This window comes from Atlanticothrix silvestris CENA357 (genome assembly GCF_016056295.1).
GTDB classification, from domain to species: domain Bacteria; phylum Cyanobacteriota; class Cyanobacteriia; order Cyanobacteriales; family Nostocaceae; genus Atlanticothrix; species Atlanticothrix silvestris.
In genome coordinates, this window is sequence record NZ_JAECZB010000072.1 from 1 (window position 1) to 18,139 (window position 18,139).

At 40.4% G+C, this 18,139-nt stretch carries 14 protein-coding genes and 1 pseudogene; 5 read left to right on the forward strand and 10 right to left on the reverse strand.

What is annotated here, in order from left to right; translation table 11 throughout:
- Nucleotides 1-266: pseudogene (locus tag I8751_RS18800) on the forward strand (IS4 family transposase); the annotation flags it as partial.
- Between the two features lie 171 nt (nucleotides 267-437).
- On the opposite strand, the gene I8751_RS18805 reads toward I8751_RS18800, so the two are convergent.
- Both I8751_RS18805 and cax read right to left on the reverse strand, forming a co-directional pair.
- Complete coding sequence (locus I8751_RS18805) at nucleotides 438-1,133, reverse strand: peptidoglycan-binding domain-containing protein (RefSeq protein WP_318780348.1); 696 nt, start codon at nucleotides 1,131-1,133, stop codon at nucleotides 438-440.
- A gap of 345 nt (nucleotides 1,134-1,478) precedes the next feature.
- Complete coding sequence (gene cax / locus I8751_RS18810; RefSeq protein WP_214440646.1) at nucleotides 1,479-2,570, reverse strand: calcium/proton exchanger; 1,092 nt, start codon at nucleotides 2,568-2,570, stop codon at nucleotides 1,479-1,481.
- A gap of 513 nt (nucleotides 2,571-3,083) precedes the next feature.
- Here cax and I8751_RS18815 point away from each other — a divergent pair.
- A complete protein-coding gene (locus I8751_RS18815) occupies nucleotides 3,084-5,801 on the forward strand; it encodes a DUF3536 domain-containing protein (RefSeq protein WP_214440647.1) in 2,718 nt (905 codons plus the stop codon).
- A 215-nt stretch (nucleotides 5,802-6,016) separates the two neighbouring features.
- Here the strand turns inward: I8751_RS18815 and I8751_RS18820 are convergent, their stop codons facing one another.
- The 5 genes from I8751_RS18820 to I8751_RS18840 form a co-directional block, all read right to left on the reverse strand.
- A complete protein-coding gene (locus I8751_RS18820) occupies nucleotides 6,017-7,294 on the reverse strand; it encodes an MFS transporter (RefSeq protein WP_214440648.1) in 1,278 nt (425 codons plus the stop codon).
- Between the two features lie 293 nt (nucleotides 7,295-7,587).
- Nucleotides 7,588-8,055 carry a MarR family winged helix-turn-helix transcriptional regulator gene (locus I8751_RS18825; protein ID WP_214440649.1) on the reverse strand — a complete coding sequence of 156 codons (468 nt, stop codon included), beginning with the start codon at nucleotides 8,053-8,055 and terminating at the stop codon, nucleotides 7,588-7,590.
- Nucleotides 8,056-8,314: 259 nt separating this feature from the next.
- Complete coding sequence (locus I8751_RS18830; RefSeq protein WP_214440650.1) at nucleotides 8,315-8,836, reverse strand: hypothetical protein; 522 nt, start codon at nucleotides 8,834-8,836, stop codon at nucleotides 8,315-8,317.
- Between the two features lie 184 nt (nucleotides 8,837-9,020).
- The gene (locus I8751_RS18835) at nucleotides 9,021-10,088 is read right to left on the reverse strand and encodes a DUF1350 family protein (protein WP_214440651.1); all 1,068 of its coding nucleotides are present in this window, start codon (nucleotides 10,086-10,088) and stop codon (nucleotides 9,021-9,023) included.
- Nucleotides 10,089-10,620: 532 nt separating this feature from the next.
- Complete coding sequence (locus I8751_RS18840; RefSeq protein WP_214440652.1) at nucleotides 10,621-12,225, reverse strand: ArnT family glycosyltransferase; 1,605 nt, start codon at nucleotides 12,223-12,225, stop codon at nucleotides 10,621-10,623.
- Nucleotides 12,226-12,366: 141 nt separating this feature from the next.
- On the opposite strand from I8751_RS18840, the gene I8751_RS18845 reads away from it, so the two are divergent.
- Together I8751_RS18845 and I8751_RS18850 are read left to right on the forward strand one after the other, a co-directional pair.
- Nucleotides 12,367-13,017 carry a class I SAM-dependent methyltransferase gene (locus I8751_RS18845; protein WP_214440653.1) on the forward strand — a complete coding sequence of 217 codons (651 nt, stop codon included), beginning with the start codon at nucleotides 12,367-12,369 and terminating at the stop codon, nucleotides 13,015-13,017.
- Between the two features lie 384 nt (nucleotides 13,018-13,401).
- Nucleotides 13,402-14,064 carry a hypothetical protein gene (locus tag I8751_RS18850; protein WP_214440654.1) on the forward strand — a complete coding sequence of 221 codons (663 nt, stop codon included), beginning with the start codon at nucleotides 13,402-13,404 and terminating at the stop codon, nucleotides 14,062-14,064.
- A 169-nt stretch (nucleotides 14,065-14,233) separates the two neighbouring features.
- On the opposite strand, the gene I8751_RS18855 is transcribed toward I8751_RS18850, so the two are convergent.
- Together I8751_RS18855 and I8751_RS18860 are read right to left on the reverse strand one after the other, a co-directional pair.
- Nucleotides 14,234-14,608, reverse strand: coding sequence for a 2TM domain-containing protein (locus I8751_RS18855; protein ID WP_214440655.1), 375 nt, complete (start codon nucleotides 14,606-14,608; stop codon nucleotides 14,234-14,236).
- Between the two features lie 373 nt (nucleotides 14,609-14,981).
- Nucleotides 14,982-15,935: an alpha/beta fold hydrolase gene (locus tag I8751_RS18860; protein ID WP_214440656.1), complete on the reverse strand. Its 954-nt coding sequence runs from the start codon at nucleotides 15,933-15,935 to the stop codon at nucleotides 14,982-14,984.
- Between the two features lie 150 nt (nucleotides 15,936-16,085).
- Here I8751_RS18860 and I8751_RS18865 point away from each other — a divergent pair, with 150 nt between their 5' ends.
- A complete protein-coding gene (locus I8751_RS18865) occupies nucleotides 16,086-16,955 on the forward strand; it encodes a shikimate dehydrogenase (RefSeq protein WP_214440657.1) in 870 nt (289 codons plus the stop codon).
- A gap of 140 nt (nucleotides 16,956-17,095) precedes the next feature.
- On the opposite strand, the gene hpnH is transcribed toward I8751_RS18865, so the two are convergent.
- Nucleotides 17,096-18,115, reverse strand: a complete 1,020-nt coding sequence (gene hpnH, locus I8751_RS18870; protein WP_214440658.1) for an adenosyl-hopene transferase HpnH — start codon at nucleotides 18,113-18,115, stop codon at nucleotides 17,096-17,098.
- Nucleotides 18,116-18,139 lie beyond the last annotated feature (24 nt).

Below are 18,139 nucleotides of genomic sequence, written 5' to 3' on the forward strand. Positions count from 1 at the left end.
TTGCTATCGCCTATACTTGTGCTGTTTTAGCAGGTCGTAACTCTCGTCAAATGGGATTACAAAAATATATTGGTCGTCTGAAGGAATTAAACCGACTACATCGCCGACATAGCGCATTTTGGGTTGGTTTGTATGGCCAATTATGGGTGGGTGCAATGGAGTTTTGGGCTGATTTAGCTCATGATTTAATGCGTTTAAAGCCCAGTAAACTACCCTATTTTCGCAAGGGTCTACGTGCTATGTCTCTTATCCAGTCTGCTTTGTAGCTTCTTTGTCACCCCTTCAGGTTCTTTAATTGCGAATTGCGAATTGGTATAAGCTGATGCGCGCCTAAATTCTATAAACACTCTTTACGGTCGTTAACTGTTAACTGTTATCAGTCATCAGTCATCGGTCATCAGCCTTCATGTAAATTTTCAAGTTAAATGCGTAACAGCTTATCTTGTCAAAGAATGCCAAGTTCTTGGCCCTACTATGCCATCCACAGCTAAATTTTGCTGGTTTTGAAATGCCTTAACTGCACTCTCTGTCAGCGCACCAAAAACCCCATCCACTCGAATAGCATAACCGTTAGCAATTAATAGCCGTTGTAATATTCTGACAGCAAGGCCTGAACTATTAAAACGTAGAGTTGGCACAGTAGGGTTACTAAATCTAGGATATTTTGCTACAACAATGTCGTCATCAATTTGTTGAGCTATTAGGCGTTGTTTATGAGAAAAACGTACTCCTTGAGATTTTGTAACCACAATCTTGTCACGGCTTTGTTTAGCTATTAGGGGTTGTTCACCAGGAAACTTCACCCTAACAGCCTGGAAATGCTGGAACTCAGCCAAGCTATATAAGTCTTTGACAAGATTTTTATCTGTCTTACTCATCAGAGTTTTTTGATGCTCAGGCTTGGGGGCTAATCGAGTGACTGGGGAAATCTCAGCTAACTGTATAAATTCAGGTGGTGCAATCTTGGAAGTTGAAACTAACTTATATAAATGATTCCTTGTAGACTTTTGTACGCCATTGTCTAGCTGAATCACAGGCTGCTTAAGTAAATTGGACGGAGATGGTTGTTTTGTGATCAACACACCTGTCATCAGCAGGACAATATCATTCATTGCATTTGATGTTACTAACACCCATATTTCCTTTGACAGAAAAATTGCCGTAATTCCGGAATGGTGTGTATCCACAAGTCACGAAATTGCCACAATATTATGGCAATAATTCAGTGATTGCTGAAGAAGTGGATAAATTATCCACTGGTTGTCCTGCTTTCTTTACTTACCCTGTCAACAATAATAAACTCTAGATAAGAAAAAATTTATTCTACCCTAAGCAGTATATCTATAGGTAGGGTTTTGATATTTCCAATTTCATTGCTTAAGCACGATTCCATATATATAAATAGTAAAAAAATTACCTCTATCTATAAGCATAAAGCGATCGCTCTTTATTAAACTAAAAAGCGATCGCTCCCATCACTACCCAATACCTTCGATGACTGGATGAAAGTAAAAGGCAAAACCCAACACTACGTATGCAGCTAATAGTAAAGTGCCTTCTAACCAATTGGACTTCCCATCTGAACTAATGCTGTTGGCAATCAATACCGATACAGCCACAGCCACTAATTCAAAAGGATTAAAATCTAAATCCATCGGTTGACCCATTATCCACCCTGCGATCACTAAAACGGGAGCAACAAATAAAGCTATTTGCAAACTTGATCCCACAGCTACAGATACAGAAAGATCCATTTTATCTTTCATGGCTACAGTAACGGCTGTAGCATGTTCAGCGGCGTTACCGACGATGGGAACTAAAATTACCCCTGTAAATAACGATGTTAAACCTAGCTGGGATGTCGCCACTTCTAAAGTATCGACCAATAATTCTGACTCTAGTGCCACTAATAGAGTACATGCTAGCAGTACACCACCCCACAGCCAAATGTTGGGCTTGGTATGAGGGGGTTCTTCTGCTTCAATTTCTGCTATACCCAAATCATACAGATAGGCGTGAGTTTTCATTGAGAATAGCAGTGTGAGAGCGTAGACCAAAATTAACACGACTGCAACGGCAAGAGATAAATCTTGCAGGGTTTTTTCGTTAATTCCAATGGAGGTGTAATTCATCGCCGTTGGTAGCAACATGGCAATTACCGCCAAATTCATCGATGAAGCATTCACCCGCGCCACAATCGACTGAAATGTCTGTTCTTTATAACGTAGTCCACCTAACAGCATTGAAAAACCCATCACCAGCAATAAGTTACTGATAATTGATCCCGTGATGCTGGCTTTGACGACATTCACCAGCCCAGCATTGAGGGCGATTAAAGCTATAATCAATTCTGTCGCATTGCCAAAGGTGGCGTTTAACAATCCCCCCAATGTTGGGCCAACCACGACAGCAATTTCTTCTGTGGCTGTACCCATCCAAGCTGCTAAGGGCAGAATTGCTAAACCAGCTGTGATAAAAACTACTAAGTCTCCCCACTCCAGAAAGTGGGCTACTAAGGAAACTGGGATAAACAGTAAGAAAACTAGAAAAAGAGCATTTTTACCGGACATTTGCTACCTTAATCTGAGAGTACCATTCACAGATGTCTGTGATCAATCAAGATGTTTGAGGGGTTTATAACCAGATTCTAGGATACTCTCAACTGTCCACGAATCCTTTCAGAGATTACACTGTTCCTAGACTGGCACGAGATATGTAAAATAAGATTGCAATTTATGGAGCTTTTGCAATCTTTCTTAGCAAAACTATCAACTTTAGCTGAAATGTTACATCAACAATGGGGTTTAATGTATTAAAAGACAATTAAATTTTTTATTGGCACTGCCAACGAGAAAACCCCTAATTGAGGCGTTATTCAATGGCTGATTATTTCGAGTCTGTAGGAAAATGCTGTGCGATAACGCAGATTTCCCACTTTAGTAAGAAAGCTTTCTCGGAGATTTAACTGTATTCTATACCCATAGTTTTCATATATACCGGAATTTGTGTTCAAACCTCTGTAGGAAGGTTTAAACACAATGTTTTCGGCGCAAATGTAAGTTTTTTGTTTTGGATAAATATACATGACTTCTGCTGCTGAAATGCCAGCTAATTCTGGCTCAACATTCACATCAAATTTAACTGATAAAGATACTCACCAAGGCGATCCCCTGAGCAAGGCAACTGGTGTTTATGTAACGGTACATGGGCACTTTTACCAGCCACCACGGGAAAATCCTTATCTGGACGCGATTGAGCGCCAACCAAGTGCTGCACCTTTCCATGATTGGAATGAACGCATCCACTGGGAATGTTATCGCCCAAATGCCTTTGCCAGAGTCTTAAACGACCGAGGTGAAGTTGTGAGGATCGTAAATAATTATGAGTATTTCAGCTTTAATATTGGGCCAACGCTGATGTCATGGCTAGAGCGCCACGACATGGAAGTTTATCAGCGGATTATCGAGGCAGATACCAAGAGTTGTCAGCGCTTGCAAGGTCACGGCAATGCGATCGCGCAAGTATACAATCACATCATCATGCCCCTGGCTAATGAGCGTGATAAATACACCCAAATTCGCTGGGGTAAAGAAGACTTCCGTTCCCGCTTTGGTCGTGATCCCGAAGGTATGTGGTTAGCAGAAGCCGGCGTTGACTATGCCACTCTAGAAGCTCTTGTTGCTGAAGGTATTCGCTTTATTATCCTTGCACCATCTCAAGCCCAGCGTTGCCGTCCCTTACCCACCCAAGATCACCCCCAGCCAGAATGGCATGAAGTTGGCGGTAGTCAAATTGATCCTACACGTCCTTATCGCTGTTATTTAAAGCCTACGCTTAGCAATTCAACTTCACCCCTCAGCACAATCAAGGAAGGGAGTGGGGGCAATGAAGATTCCCGTCCTTACATCGATATCTTCTTCTACGATGGCCCGATCTCGCGGGACATGGGTTTTAGTGATGTCGTTTATAATTCTCATCACTTTGCCGGACGCATTGGTTCAGCTGTGCGTGGGGATCATCGTCCGGCACAATTGATTTCTGTGGCGACAGATGGAGAAACCTTTGGACACCACAAGAAGGGAACTGAAAAAACTTTAGCCTACGCTTTTGTCAATGAGTTTCCCCAACATGGTTGGACAGTGACAAACTTTGCCCACTACCTCAGCCTTAATCCTCCCACTTGGGAAGTCGAATTAAAGTCAGTTACAGCTTGGAGTTGTGCCCACGGTGTAGATAGATGGCAAGATGACTGTGGTTGCGGTGGTGAAGGCGGTGTTTGGCATCAAAAATGGCGGCGACCTCTGCGAAATGCTTTAAACTGGTTGCGGGATCAGATCACAGAAGTATATGAGGAATGTGGCAAACAGATTTTCCGCGATCCCTGGCAAGCACGAGATGAATATATTCTAGTCATGCGCGATCGCTCTCCTGCCAATGTCAGCCGTTTCCTTTCTAGCCATCAAACCCACAAACTCACAGCAGCCGAACAAGTAGACGCTTTACGTCTACTAGAAATGCAGCGTCATGCTTTGCTGATGTTTACTAGTTGTGGATGGTTTTTTGAAGAAATTTCTCGTCCAGAGGGAACGCAGATTCTCCGTTACGCATCCCGTGCTTTGGAACTAGCAGGAGATGTGGCGGGTGTGCAATTGGAAAAAGGCTTCCTCAAACGTCTGGGTTTAGCGCCTAGTAATGTTGATAGTTTCAAGCATGGTGCGGAAATTTATCGACAATTGGTGCTAACTGCTCAGGTGGGTTTTAAACAAGTTGCAGCCCATTATGCGATTACTTCACTATTCAGTAATCACCAACCCACAGAAACGCGCAATTTCATCTCTGGAGAAAATGCTGCGAGTAAAAATCTCCATCCTTATCAAAAGCGAGTTTATTGCTACACTGCCAATGAGTTAGATTACCAGCTACAACGGATGGGATCGCTAACTTTGGTTATAGGGCACTTGAAATTGGTGTCAGAAATTACCTGGGAAAGCGAACATTTAGTGTTTGCCGTTCTCCATTTGGGAGGCTGGGATTTTCACTGTTGCATTCAACCATTTACTGGACGGCGTGACTACAGTCAATTGAAAGAAAAGCTGTTTGGGGCGCTACAACAAGCGAGTGCAGCTCACTCTATTTTAGTGATGACGCAGCTCTTTGGAGAAGAGGCTTATAGTTTGCAGAATCTCTTTACTGAAGAACGTCATCGAATTATGCGGTTAATTAGTCAGGAAACCCTGACACGATTAGATCAACTATATACCCAGGCGTACCGGGAAAATTATGGCGTATTGATGGCGTTCCACCGTGATGGACTAGAAGTACCACAAGAGTTGCAAGTGGCAGCGGAAATTGCTTTAGGTTATCGCTGTATGATGACATTGCGATCGCTAGAGCAAGACATCACTGAACCTCAACTGTGTTGGAATCACATTGTAGAATTAGAAGCGATCGCCACCGAAGCTAAACATCTGCGTTGTCGGCTGAATGTCCCCGAAGCCAAGCAAATGTTAGAACAATTAATTGCGCGATCGCTTTGGCAATTGTTGCACGATGCTAATGGTAGTTTTAATACAGATATCCAACTATTTGAGCGATTAATTGATGTTGGATATCAGCTAAATCTTGGCATTTCCCTAGAACGATCCCAAGAACTCTACTTCAGTTGTCTGCATAGTCAAATTATGCCTTTGTGTCTAACTAGTCTTGCCAATGCAGAAGATAGTAATCAGTGCGATCATTTGCTGAGGTTGGGCCAAAAGTTAGCCGTTGATGTCAGTATGGTTTTAAGTAAGTTGGAATAGAGATTTTGCAGCAAGACGAGGAAACTTGTATGCGCTGCTTTTTCAGTCCTTTTGGGTATGGATGAAAAATAAGGAAGAAATCTCTCTTTTTCCTTGTTCTCCATACCCGCTACCTAAACTTAAGACTTTACCGACATGTTATAAAAATCAACATTTATTAAAAAGTTTAAAAATTGAGTAAATTGTTTTTCTTCTCTATTAAATAATAATTTATTTTATTTTTTCTGACTAATTAATATTCCTTTTTGTTCATAAATTGGTATAACCATTTCTTTTAAATTAGGCAAATGTCTGCTAAAAATTATAGAGCCTATAATACAGACTACCCCATCAATAATTAAAGTATTAGCAGCCCCAATATGACTTGCTAATACACCCCCTAATAAATTACCTAGGGGTATCATTCCTAAAAATGACATTGTATATAAGCTCATCAATCTTCCGCGTTTATCTTCTTCAACAATTGTTTGTAAAAAGGTGTTACTAGCAGCAATTTGGAGAATTGTTCCTAAACCAACAAACAGCATGGTAAACAAAGAAATAGGTAAAAACCGAGATGATGCAAAGGCAATTAAACCAATTCCTAAAATAGCTGGTGCTAAACTAATCAACTTACCAATTCCTAAGATTGTTTGCCGTGTAGCTAGATAAATCCCCCCTGATAAAGCTCCAACTCCTGATGCTGCCATTAAAAACCCTAGAGTTTCTGCACCTCCTTTGAGGGTTTCTTCTGCAATAACTGGTACAAGAATAGTGTTTTGCAGCCCCATTAAACTCACTAAAGCTGATAGCAATAATATAGATCTAATTGGTGGGAAGCTAAAGGCATACACAAACCCTTCTTTGACTTTTTGCAAGGGACTACCCTGAGTTACTGTAAATTTCCAGGGTTTAATTTTCATCGCTAATAAAGCAGCAATTACAGCAATGTAACTCAAACCGTCAATTAAAAAACAGTAAGCAGTTCCCACACTAGCAATTAGCAAACCCCCGACAGCTGGCCCAATTAATCGCGCCCCATTAATCATGGTAGAGTTGATAGCGATCGCATTAGCTAAATCTTCTCTGCGTTCAATTAATTCTGGCACAAATGCTTGCCGTGCTGGTGCATCCACAGCGTTAATAAATCCTTGAAACAAGCTTAAAGCTATGATGTGCCAAATTTGAATGATTCCACTCAGCGCCAGCACAGCCAAGGTTAACGACTGAATCATCGCTAATATTTGCGTGCCAATTAAGGTACGATATCGAGAAAAGCGATCTACAAATACTCCGCCGAAAGGAGCTAAAAAGAAGCTAGGAATTTGACTGGTAAATCCCACAACACCCAGCATGAATGGGGAATTTGTCAGGCTATATACTAACCAAATTGTAGCTAGTTGTGTCATCCATGTCCCGATGAGGGAAATACCTTGTCCGGCAAAAAACAACTGGTAGTTTCTTGATCTTAATGCCGGTAGTAACGAATTTCTTTGGGTGGCTTGTCTATTCATATCAGGTTTTTTCCACCAATAATGCTTTTATAAATATCATCTCGAAGTAGCTGTAACCCCTCTACCTAGGTGGAGAAAAATATTACAACACCAGAATTTTTTTCAAGGTAATTTGGTATTACTTAACTTCTATAGCCACTTTTTTGCAGACATCCCCATTTCATTATTAAAAAATTAATAGAGTAAATAATATCCGCTTATAATCTTTTTTATGACGTTTATTTTGTGTGCGTAGTATTCTTACAAAAAGATTTCAATAGTACTTCACCCAATGGGGTGATTATGGCATAGTCTTAGGAAAGGTTAGCGATCGCCCGATTGAGAATTTGTGAAAATAGTTCACGGTCAGCGCCAGAAATACCATGCATGGCGGCATCGCGCATTTGGGCGGCAATTGGGGGCAAAACTGCTTCTAGTTCTTTACCGGCATCAGTTAGCCATATTCGCCAGATGCGGCGATCGTGAGAATCGCGTTCTCGACGTACCAAACCCCGTTCTTCCATCCGATCTAAAACCCCTGTTAAAGTTCCTCCCACTTGCTGGAGTTTGTCTCCAATACTAGAAGTTGGTAAACCATCTTCTTGCCACAGACAACATAATACCAGCCAGTGAAATGGCGTTAATCCAAACGGTTCTAGCTTTTCTGTAAACTTGCGCGTGAGTAGTTGCGATAGCAATTTGATTCTGTAGCCCAAATTGTATGGTGCTAAAGTTTGCTGCCACGACTCTAAACCTGATGAATGATCTGATTGAGCAATCATTTAATTAATTATTTAGCATACGTAATATTTATCCTAGCTAAATTGCCTCATCTTGGCAAGACAGACGGATTTAAAATTTTGTATCTTGCAGAAAGTTGGCGGTGAAATAAAGAGTTATTCATACCGCCAATAGAAAATTACTATGAGAAAAAGAGAAAAGTGACGAGACCTTTCTCCATAATAAATAGATAAAATTTGTCACATTTAACACATATAAAACTTGTGTTCATGTCACATCATTGTTGAATGTACCGCCTTGCTATTTAGTCAGTTCAAACATATATTTTCCGTCGGGAGTTGGTAACGTATAAGCCTGCTGATCAAAGTCTTCCGTTCCTGGTTGGACAGGTAAAAACGTACCTCTTTGTTGCGGAGTTAAAAGCAAGTTTGCTGAATTTGCTTCAGAACCGGGAAGCAAAGAAATTTCTGCTACGCCCCGAATTTCCAAATCTGGTGCATCCGGCGCAAGATTTTTAGGCTGTAGGAGAAACAGTCCGGTATAACCAGATGGAAGAAGATAATCTTCTGTTGTTCCATCGGGGTTTAATGTACCAAAGTTATTGCCTAATCCAGCATCAAAGATAGTAACGAGCTTATCAGTTACTAAAGGCATACCATTAGCAGTGAACTTAAGTGATAGCGTCACTGTAGGTTCAGAAGCATCATTCAGGTTGGAGATGAATAAAAAATAAGCTTGAATAGCTCGACGATTAACTGGAGCATCAGGAGGAGCAATTGGTTTAACCAAAAGCTCAAATGATGAAATAATAGCTGAATTCATGTTAAATACCTCACTTAATTAAAATTGTTTTATCTATTTTTCAGTGTAAGCAACTTCATCAGTTACATGTAGTACCCCGGAGGGTAATCTTTCAAAGATCATCTCGGCAATTATTTCATTTTCAGCTTTCAGTATCCTAATAATGCCAAAGCAAGCCAGGATAAATATTGATAGGTAATTGAAATTATTTTTTAATGTCTTGATGCTTTTGTTCTAGATAATCGAGCAACTGAAGTATGTAAATTTCAAATTCTGCGTTTCTTTGATTGACTGATTGAATGAAAGGGACAGAAAAAGTATCTGGAAAATTGAGAACGAAATTACCTAGACGTAATCCCAGAGGTCTTAAATGTCCGCCCTTAAGTTTTGCTCTGAAATCTTCTGGAGGTTTTTTCAAATGATTGAAGAACCATTCCCGTGTAGATTTGCCTATGTTATCTAAAGAGAAATAAACCAAGCCAAGCAAATTAAATAAATTACTGTTTTTGATTAAAGCATAAGTCTCTTCAGGGGTTGGTTTGACGTTAAAACCAAGACGGCTAAGAAAATCTGCCAAGGTCTTAGGTTTAATGGCGCTGTCAAGCCCAGTATTAACTGGTGCTAATAGTAGAGATGCTTGGTTTTTAATAAAAATGCTGGTAATTTTTACCTCTAAATCATCAAAATAAATTGAACGTTTTGCTACATATTGATTGACATAATAAGAAGTTAATCTTTTCGCCTCTGAACGTTTATCTTCAAGGCCATTAATGAGATTTTCTAGATCGTTGACAATGCTTTGAACTTTTTTATCTTGTTTTTCTGGAGATAAACTACCTGATGTTTTTTTGACTATTTCACGAATAAAGGCTTCTAGTTCGTTGCGTTTTTTAGGCAACGCGCTGAAAGCTTCTAAAAGTGCAATATATTTACAACCAATACTATGACCTATCCAAGAAAAGTTAGAATCATCAAGGTAAGTTTTAAATTCATAACCTGCTAATTCTGCCATCCTTACTAATTCTGGGATGAGTTTATACTGTTCTCTAATGAGAAAACTCGCCTCTGTATAATGGTCAAAAGTAAAGTTAAATGGCAAAAGAATGATTGTATAGCCTTGCTTGAATAAACATTCGAGTAGATAGCGATAAAAAAACATTGGGCCAAATGTACCAAAAAAAGCCCCGCCAATGAATTGAATTACTCCTTTAGGTTGGGGATGCAAAGCAACCCAACTAAAAGATACTGGTTGGAATTTCAGTTTTAAACTCATGATTATCCTGATTTAGCGACAGCAAAAAATGACGGTATTTTCACTACAGAAAACACCACAGTGACATTAAATAAAATGTGAATTCGATGAACCTCACCCCAACCCCTCTCCGACGCGGAGAGGGGCTTAAATAGCTTAAACCACGAAGAAAAATTAAGGTTTTAAAGCCTCTGATGCCATATACTTTAAGTCGGTAAAGCCGCCCAACACAGTGGCTTATCCTTGCAGGGGAGAGGTTTGGAAGCAAGGTTTTTTCAACCGTCGAACTCACGTTAAATAAAATCGGAATATTTTCTGGAAATATAAAATAAGCTAACTGCTAAGAACCTAATATTGTGATTCAAAAGTTAAACAGGAGCTTTTCCAGAAATTCCGGTAATTATTTTTGTGATTTGTGATTAAATACTTAAGATTAACTGCTGATTACGCTTTTTGTAACTTTTATTTACATTTGACCAGTTGTTTTAGTTAAGGCACCAGACGCGAGAAGTCGCCGTCTCTACGAAGGATAGATTCTTGTAAAGACGGCGATTTATGGGATAACTTGAATCAATTGATGTTTCTGTACACTCCCAAGAACACGGTGAGGTATGGATAATTTAGCCACCTGTTTTGGAGAAATCCAAGCGTAGTTCAAGACAGGAACTTGAGAAATGGAGTCTACTTTTGTGCCATGTACGGGAGTGTAAAAATTAAGTAATACAGCAGTTTTTCCACCGACTTGCACAAAGTAGATAGGATGATTTTGCAGAATTGAGGCGATCGCAGGTTTTTGAATAAATGCCTTAACATCAGGATTATAGTTACCTAACAAGCCGAGACTACCAGTCATAGCCAAAGCCAGCCAGCAGGGAATTAGCCAACCAGCCACCCAGTATCTTGCTGTGAGAAACTTCATACCAAACTGGTAACGAGCAATCCATATCAAAGGTAAAATTAACCAACTCAATCCCACAACCAAGCCCAGAATTGCATAGTGACGCATATTGGCATTACCCCACGCCAAAATGACTATACCCGCAAGCATAAGTAAAATACCTAATGCACCAGAAGCATAACTGAGGTTACGGGGAATATTTTTTGTCAAGCCTCTTTGATAGATTTTGCTCAACCAATCTAAACCAACCGCTGCCAAAAAAGCGATAAACGGATAAAGACTAAGACTATAGTGAGATAGACGAGTAGAGAAAATACTCAGTTCAGCAAATAGCACCAGCGGAAAGCCCACTAATATCAGATGGTAGCGAGGAATGGGACGGCGAAATACTAAAATTAAACCTAAAAGACTCAAAAAAGACCAAGGAAAAGCTTTGGCTGGCACATTCCAGAAATAGAATATTATTCCATTGCCACCACGTTCATGAGTACCTAATTGAAAAACAAACCTAAATAATTCTGCAAAACTAGCGTTTCCATAGCGTAGCCAACTGAACCACAGCCAACCCAAAGTAGGAATTAAGCCGATGACAAACCCTAAATACAACATGGGGTTAGCAAGATGACGATGACGGCGATGTTCACCAATTAAATAAGGTAATAAAGCCATCATCGGCAAGAAAATCATAAAACTTCTGACTAAAAAGCCTAAACCCAAACTTAAACCAGCAATCAAACTCCAAAAATAGCGATATTTAAAATGCAATTCAGCTTTGAACAAAGACCAAATAGCTAAAAGTACCAAAAAAATCATTGGCACGTCAGGTGTGCCTAAGCGACAATATTGCAGCCAGAGAAATTCTACACTCAAAATCGCCACAGCTAGCCAAGCTAACTTTTTACCTAGCATAATTTTGCCGATTTCATATACCAGTAATAGGCTGAAAATGCCAGCAATCATGCTAATAATTCGCGTACTTAATTCACTAATACCAAATAGCGTGTAGGAAATAGCAATTAACCAATAAGGGCCAGGGGTTTTATGATGAACATTATCCCAAGGAGCTATCCAGTCGCCAGAGTCGAACATTTGGCGCGCCCGCCAAGCGTACAGCCCTTCATCGTGTGCCATCAAGCTATTCTGTCCAGAACTGAATAGCAATAACGGGAGTATCCAAATCAACAAACTGATATAAGGAAATACAGAGGATAAATATATTTGCCGCCAGATAGGCCGCAAAGAATGTAATCTATACAACATTGATATTGATGCAAAAAGAATGCTGTTGACTGGCCTCGTTTAGGAGCCTTTTTGTTATTAAAATATGTTACATATACTTGCTCCAAATAATACCTGAAGTTGCACCACTTTTGGTAAAAAAGACCTGCAAAACAGAGATTTATGATGCTAAAACCGAATCAACGTCAAAAATTAGATGACGCAGACGACAAGCTATTTTATGCCTATCCACGCTTCGTCACCCATGTCGATGAAGGATTTATTCAACAGCTGACAGATTTATATCGCGATCGCCTGCAACCCAACACGCGCATACTAGATATGATGGGTAGCTGGGTATCGCATTTACCAGAAGAAATGCAATTTGCCCATGTTGAGGGACATGGACTTAACGCTGAAGAACTCTCACGTAATCCCCGCTTAGATCATTACTTTGTACAAAATATCAACGAAAATCCGCAGTTACCCTTTCGGGATCAAGATTTTGATGCTGTCCTCAATTGCGTTTCAGTGCAATATATCCAATATCCAGAGGCAGTCTTTTCTGAAATTTATCGCATTCTCAAACCCGGTGGTATAGCTATTATCAGCTTTTCTAACCGCATGTTTTTTCAAAAAGCAATTCAAGCTTGGCGGGATGCTTCAGAAGCTACTAGGGTGGAATTAGTTAAAAACTACTTCACTTCAATACCAGGATTTACTACCCCAGAAGCCATTGTCCATAAGTCCACAGCACCTAACTTTTTGCAGTGGTTGGGTGCAGCCGGAGGAGATCCATTTTATGCGGTGATAGCTCATCGTAGTGAAGTTTAAACAAACGCAATATATAGCAGGAGGTGAGCCACTCCGGTGGACGTGGGCGATCGCGCAGCGTATCCGTAGGATTCACCCGAAGGGTAGGAAGACGACAGTTGCTACAAGTCGGTTTCCCCGACTTGTAGAGTGATGCTCAATGATTTTTAGACAATTACTTAACATCCTCATAAATTTCTAGATTTAATTACACACGTCTTTGATGATCATCAGAGGTTTGTTGAATGAGTTAAACCTGACTTAACAAAAATATCTAAAGATAGATCAAGCATATCAACAAACTTTTTTATTGCAGCCGCAATTCAATGTGCTGTATGCTGTTTTCAACAAGCACAAAGGTAAGACTTTTTTACCTAAAAATTAACCTTAAAATGAAGTAAATTAATGCTGCGTTCAAACAGTGTATGGTTTGTTCCCGTAGTTCTTTCGCTAGCAAGTTTAGGCTTAGATACTACAAAAGCAATCGCGCAAACTAATTATGAATTTGAAGCTATCTACAATCTAGAAATTAGGTTGAATGAAATCGCGCCGAACATCTCGGTGGTAACGGCGGTTGGTAATAGTCTTGATGCTCCATATAGCTTGACTCAATTATCAAGCATGGGTTACTCTCGGCTCGATCCTACTACTGGTGTGTCTACAATCGTTCCAGACGCAGCAGTGTTTGGTTTAGAAGGTTTACCAGTGTTCGGTGACAGGCTTTATAGCAACGAAAGTGATAATAGTTTGATTGGAAACAGTACCACTACTGCTACAATTAACCTCGAAAATCTGACAGCATCAGCTTTTGCTATTCTGAATATTACTGGTGGTACAGGTAGATTTAGCGCTGCTACTGGGACACTAACCCTTACCGAAAATTACACCATTAGTCCAGACCCAACTGCTCCGTTGATAGGTCAGGCTTTAATTGAAGGCTCCTTCCAAACACCTGCGTCTGTACCGGAACCGGGAAATTTTGCAGCGCTGGTGGCTATGGGCGCGATTAGTACTACTTTCCTGCTATGCCGACATAATCAAAAAGCCAATATATTAAGCCAGAGGTGATGGATAACGCTGTCACCGAATCTCAATCACCTCTAGATCATGACCTAATGGCACACTTAAAATTTTTGTTCATGTACAAATTTAGTCGCGCCACGCCACTACAAAAACGGTAGTTGATCAAAGTAGAAAGAAGTTAAGCTTGAGCGCACCATTTCTCAAAAGCTATTTCCTATTTTTCTGTATTAGTCTGATAAACATTCCACCAATGAAAAAATAGTCCTAATCCCCATCCCAATAGTGGGAAGATAGCCCAAAAATAACCAGGACTAGTTATTAAATTCAACAGAATTAGGAATAAATTCACTGCTAGGTAGGCAACCAAGTGTCCCCAGAAGCCTCTGCGTCGGGAAGTATTTAATCTGCGCCGTGAACGTTCTTCTTTTTGTTCCATTAACCACTTTTGTTCAGTTTTTTCCAAAGTACTAGCAGAAATGCCTAACTCAGATGCCATTTCTAGAAGCTGTTCTCGTGAAAATTCACCTTCTTGTTTACGAGTAAGGGCTATTTGCAGTATTTTTTCTACATCTTCCGAATCATAAGCCATTTTAATTACCTGATAAGTTTGTGTGTAAATGCGCGGTTAACCTCGCGAAGTTCTCGATTTTTTTTCGACAAATTTAATTAGCGATCGCATCCACATTTTGCACCCAATACTTAGTTGCATTCACAACTTGATTATTTTCTCATCCTTGATTAGTTACTACTGTATTTGTCAATACGTCTATCTTGTTTTTATTGCTAATCTAAACTATGAAAATAAACATAAGATTAATTTAATGACTAAAATATTGGCTATATTCTCATAGAGAAGTTACTATCAAAGGCTCGATGAATTTATTTCCTTATTTTTCATTTTAATTTCATCTATTGCAGGGCGTTAGGCAAAATGCCGTAACGCACACTACAAAATAGTTTTTTTAATTAGAAGTCCCTGAATGGGGAATAGACAAAGCCCAATCGCGTAAAAGAGGGTTTACCTGATTGGGTACTTCGTCATGGGGACAATGACCCGCCTTGAGAAAATGTTCTGTAAGTTCAGGATAATATTGACGAAACTTTTGAGAACGTTCTCTAGCATTCATCCAAGGGTCAGCTTCTCCCCATAACAGCAACAAAGAACAAGTTAACTGCTTCAATAGCACATCCACTTTTTCCCCTTGGGGAGTGCTAAACACTGAAACAAACACATCCAGCGCCCCAGTATCATAAGCAGGGCGAGAAATTTCTTCTATTAATTGGTCTGTAATTGCGCTTTTATCTAGATAAACTTTTTCTAGGGTTTGGCGAATTACCCAACGTTGCCGCACGTATTGAAATAAGAGAAATTGAGCTAAAGGTTGTTGAAACATCCACTTTACAGAGTCACCTAAGAGTTTCTGTAAAGAGGAAGATTGTTTGGGTGGCTGAATTTGGGTTTGTAAAGCTTCCGGTTCAGATGTAGACTGAATTTGGTTAAAAGGGCCTGCACTATTGAGCAATACTAAACCAGCTGCACTATCAGGACGTTGTGCAGCAACACACAAGCAAGCATAACCACCCAGAGAGTTACCTGCTAATACGGCTTTTTGACCAATTACTTCACTGATAAAATCATTCAGTTGGTCGCGCCATAAGTCACCGCCATACTGCAATTTCGGTTTTGCTGAACGCCCAAATCCCAAAAGATCGATCGCAAATACTTCAAAATCTGGGCACAGTCCTATGATATTCTTGCGCCAGTGGTCAGTAGAAGCACCAAACCCATGCACCAATAGTAAGGGTGGACGTTGCGGTTGTTTCTCTCCTGCACGGACATAGTAAATCTTATGCCCTCGCCACTGCCAGTATTGACCAGGAATTGGAGTTGTAGAAGAGACTTTAGTTGCCTGCATGATATAAAGAAATGTTAAGTCACTTCTAATAATTGTAGGCTAGGGCAAGGGGATGTGAGGGAGCAGGGGAAACAGAGGAAGCAGAGGAGAATAACAACTAACAACTGACCACTGACCACTGACCACTGACAACTGACAACTGACAAAATTATGATTACAGGCAAAACGAAACTTTTAGGAGTAATTGGACATCCGGTGGAACATTCGCTGTCGCCGGTGATGCATAATGCAGCGATCGCCAAGTTGGGATTAGATTATATTTATCTTCCCTTTCCTATAGCACCAGGAAATTTAGAAGTAGCGATCGCAGGTTTCGCCGCTGTTGGGGTTGTCGGTTTTAGCGTTACAATACCTCACAAACAGGCAATTATGCCCCTACTTTCAGAAATTACACCTATTGCCCAAGCCATAGGCGCAGTTAATACTGTGAGCCGTCAAGATAATAGATGGATAGGGACAAACACAGATATAGAGGGATTTATCGCTCCTCTGCAAACAACCTATAAACAAGATTGGAGTCATAAAACGGCGGTAATTTTAGGCAATGGTGGTGCAGCTAGGGCTGTTGTCGCAGGTTGTCACCAACTAGGTTTTGCCAAAATTTATGTGTTGGGGCGCAATGTACAGAAATTACAAGCATTCTGCAATAGTTGGAGCAATTCCCCTATAGAAGAGAATTTGCAAGTTGGTACATGGGATGAACTAGGAAAACTGATTCCTCAAACAGATTTATTGGTAAACACAACCCCTATCGGGATGTATCCCAAAGTGGATGAGTCACCTTTGAGTGCAGATGAAATTAAAAACTTGCCACCAAGTGCGATCGCTTATGATTTGATATACATTCCTCAGCCGACGCAATTTCTTCAGTTAGCAGAAAAACACGGTGCAATTGCGATCGATGGCTTAGAAATGCTCGTGCAACAAGGAGTTACAGCCTTAAAAATCTGGTTGCAACGAGAAATAGTGCCTGTCGATGAGATGCGTTTTGCAGTGCGAAATCACCTAAATTTAGATTGAAAAAGAATTGGGATAACTCCTAATTCTGGCGTTGCATAAATGCGGGATGATTTACCTCACGCAGAGGCGCAGAGACGCAGAGAGGATAACGAGTTTGAGATTCTAATAAATCCAATTTCATCCCATGATTCAGCAACGCCCTAATTCTTTCCAAACACACTACCAAGGGCACGCGCCATATTTTGCGGTTGCATCGCATCCATTGCTGCTGTTGGTTCGTAACCACAGTGAACCATGCAATCAGCACATTTAGGATTACCACTGGCGCGGCCGTATTGACTCCAGTCAGTTTCTGCTAATAATTCTTTAAAGGTACTGTAATAACCTTCATTTAATAGATAGCAAGGTTTTTGCCAACCGAGAACACTATAACTAGGGCTACCCCAAGGGGTACATTCGTAGTCCTTTTCACCAGTAAGAAAATCTAGAAATAGGGGATTGTGATTGAAGTTCCAGTTTTTTGTGCCAGCTTTATAGGGAGAGAGAATTTCCCGAAAGAGGGCGCGTGTTTGTTCGCGTTGGAGAAAATGATCTTGATCTGGTGCCCATTCATAGCTGTAACCAGGAGAAATCATCATTCCATCGATATTCAATGTTCCTAGAAAGTCAAAAAACTCCTGCATTTCTTGGCGATCGCAACCTTCAAAAATAGTAGTGTTAGTAGTGACTCGAAAGCCTTTGGCTTTAGCAGCGCGAATTGCTTGCACAGCAACATCAAAAACACCTTTGCGATCTACACATTTATCGTGCCACTCTCGCATTCCATCAAGGTGGACACTAAAAGTCAGATAAGGTGAAGGTTGAAACTTATCTAAGCTTTTTTCTAATAACAAACCATTGGTACACAAATAAACATACTTCTTGCGCTCAACTAATCCCTGCACAATCTGATCAATTTGGGGATGTAGTAGTGGTTCTCCACCAGGAATTGAAACAACAGGTGCGCCACACTCTTCCACTGCGGCAAAGCACTGTTCTGGGGTGAGGTTTTGCTTTAGTATCTCCGTTGGATGCTGGATTTTACCACAACCAGTACAAGCTAAATTACATCTAAAAAGCGGTTCTAGCATCAATACTAATGGGAAGCGTTTGCGTCCTAAGAAACGCTGAGTAACAAGATACTTCCCAATATCCATAGCTTGTTGTAGATTAACTGCCATTTTCCAATCACTCCTCTATTGATC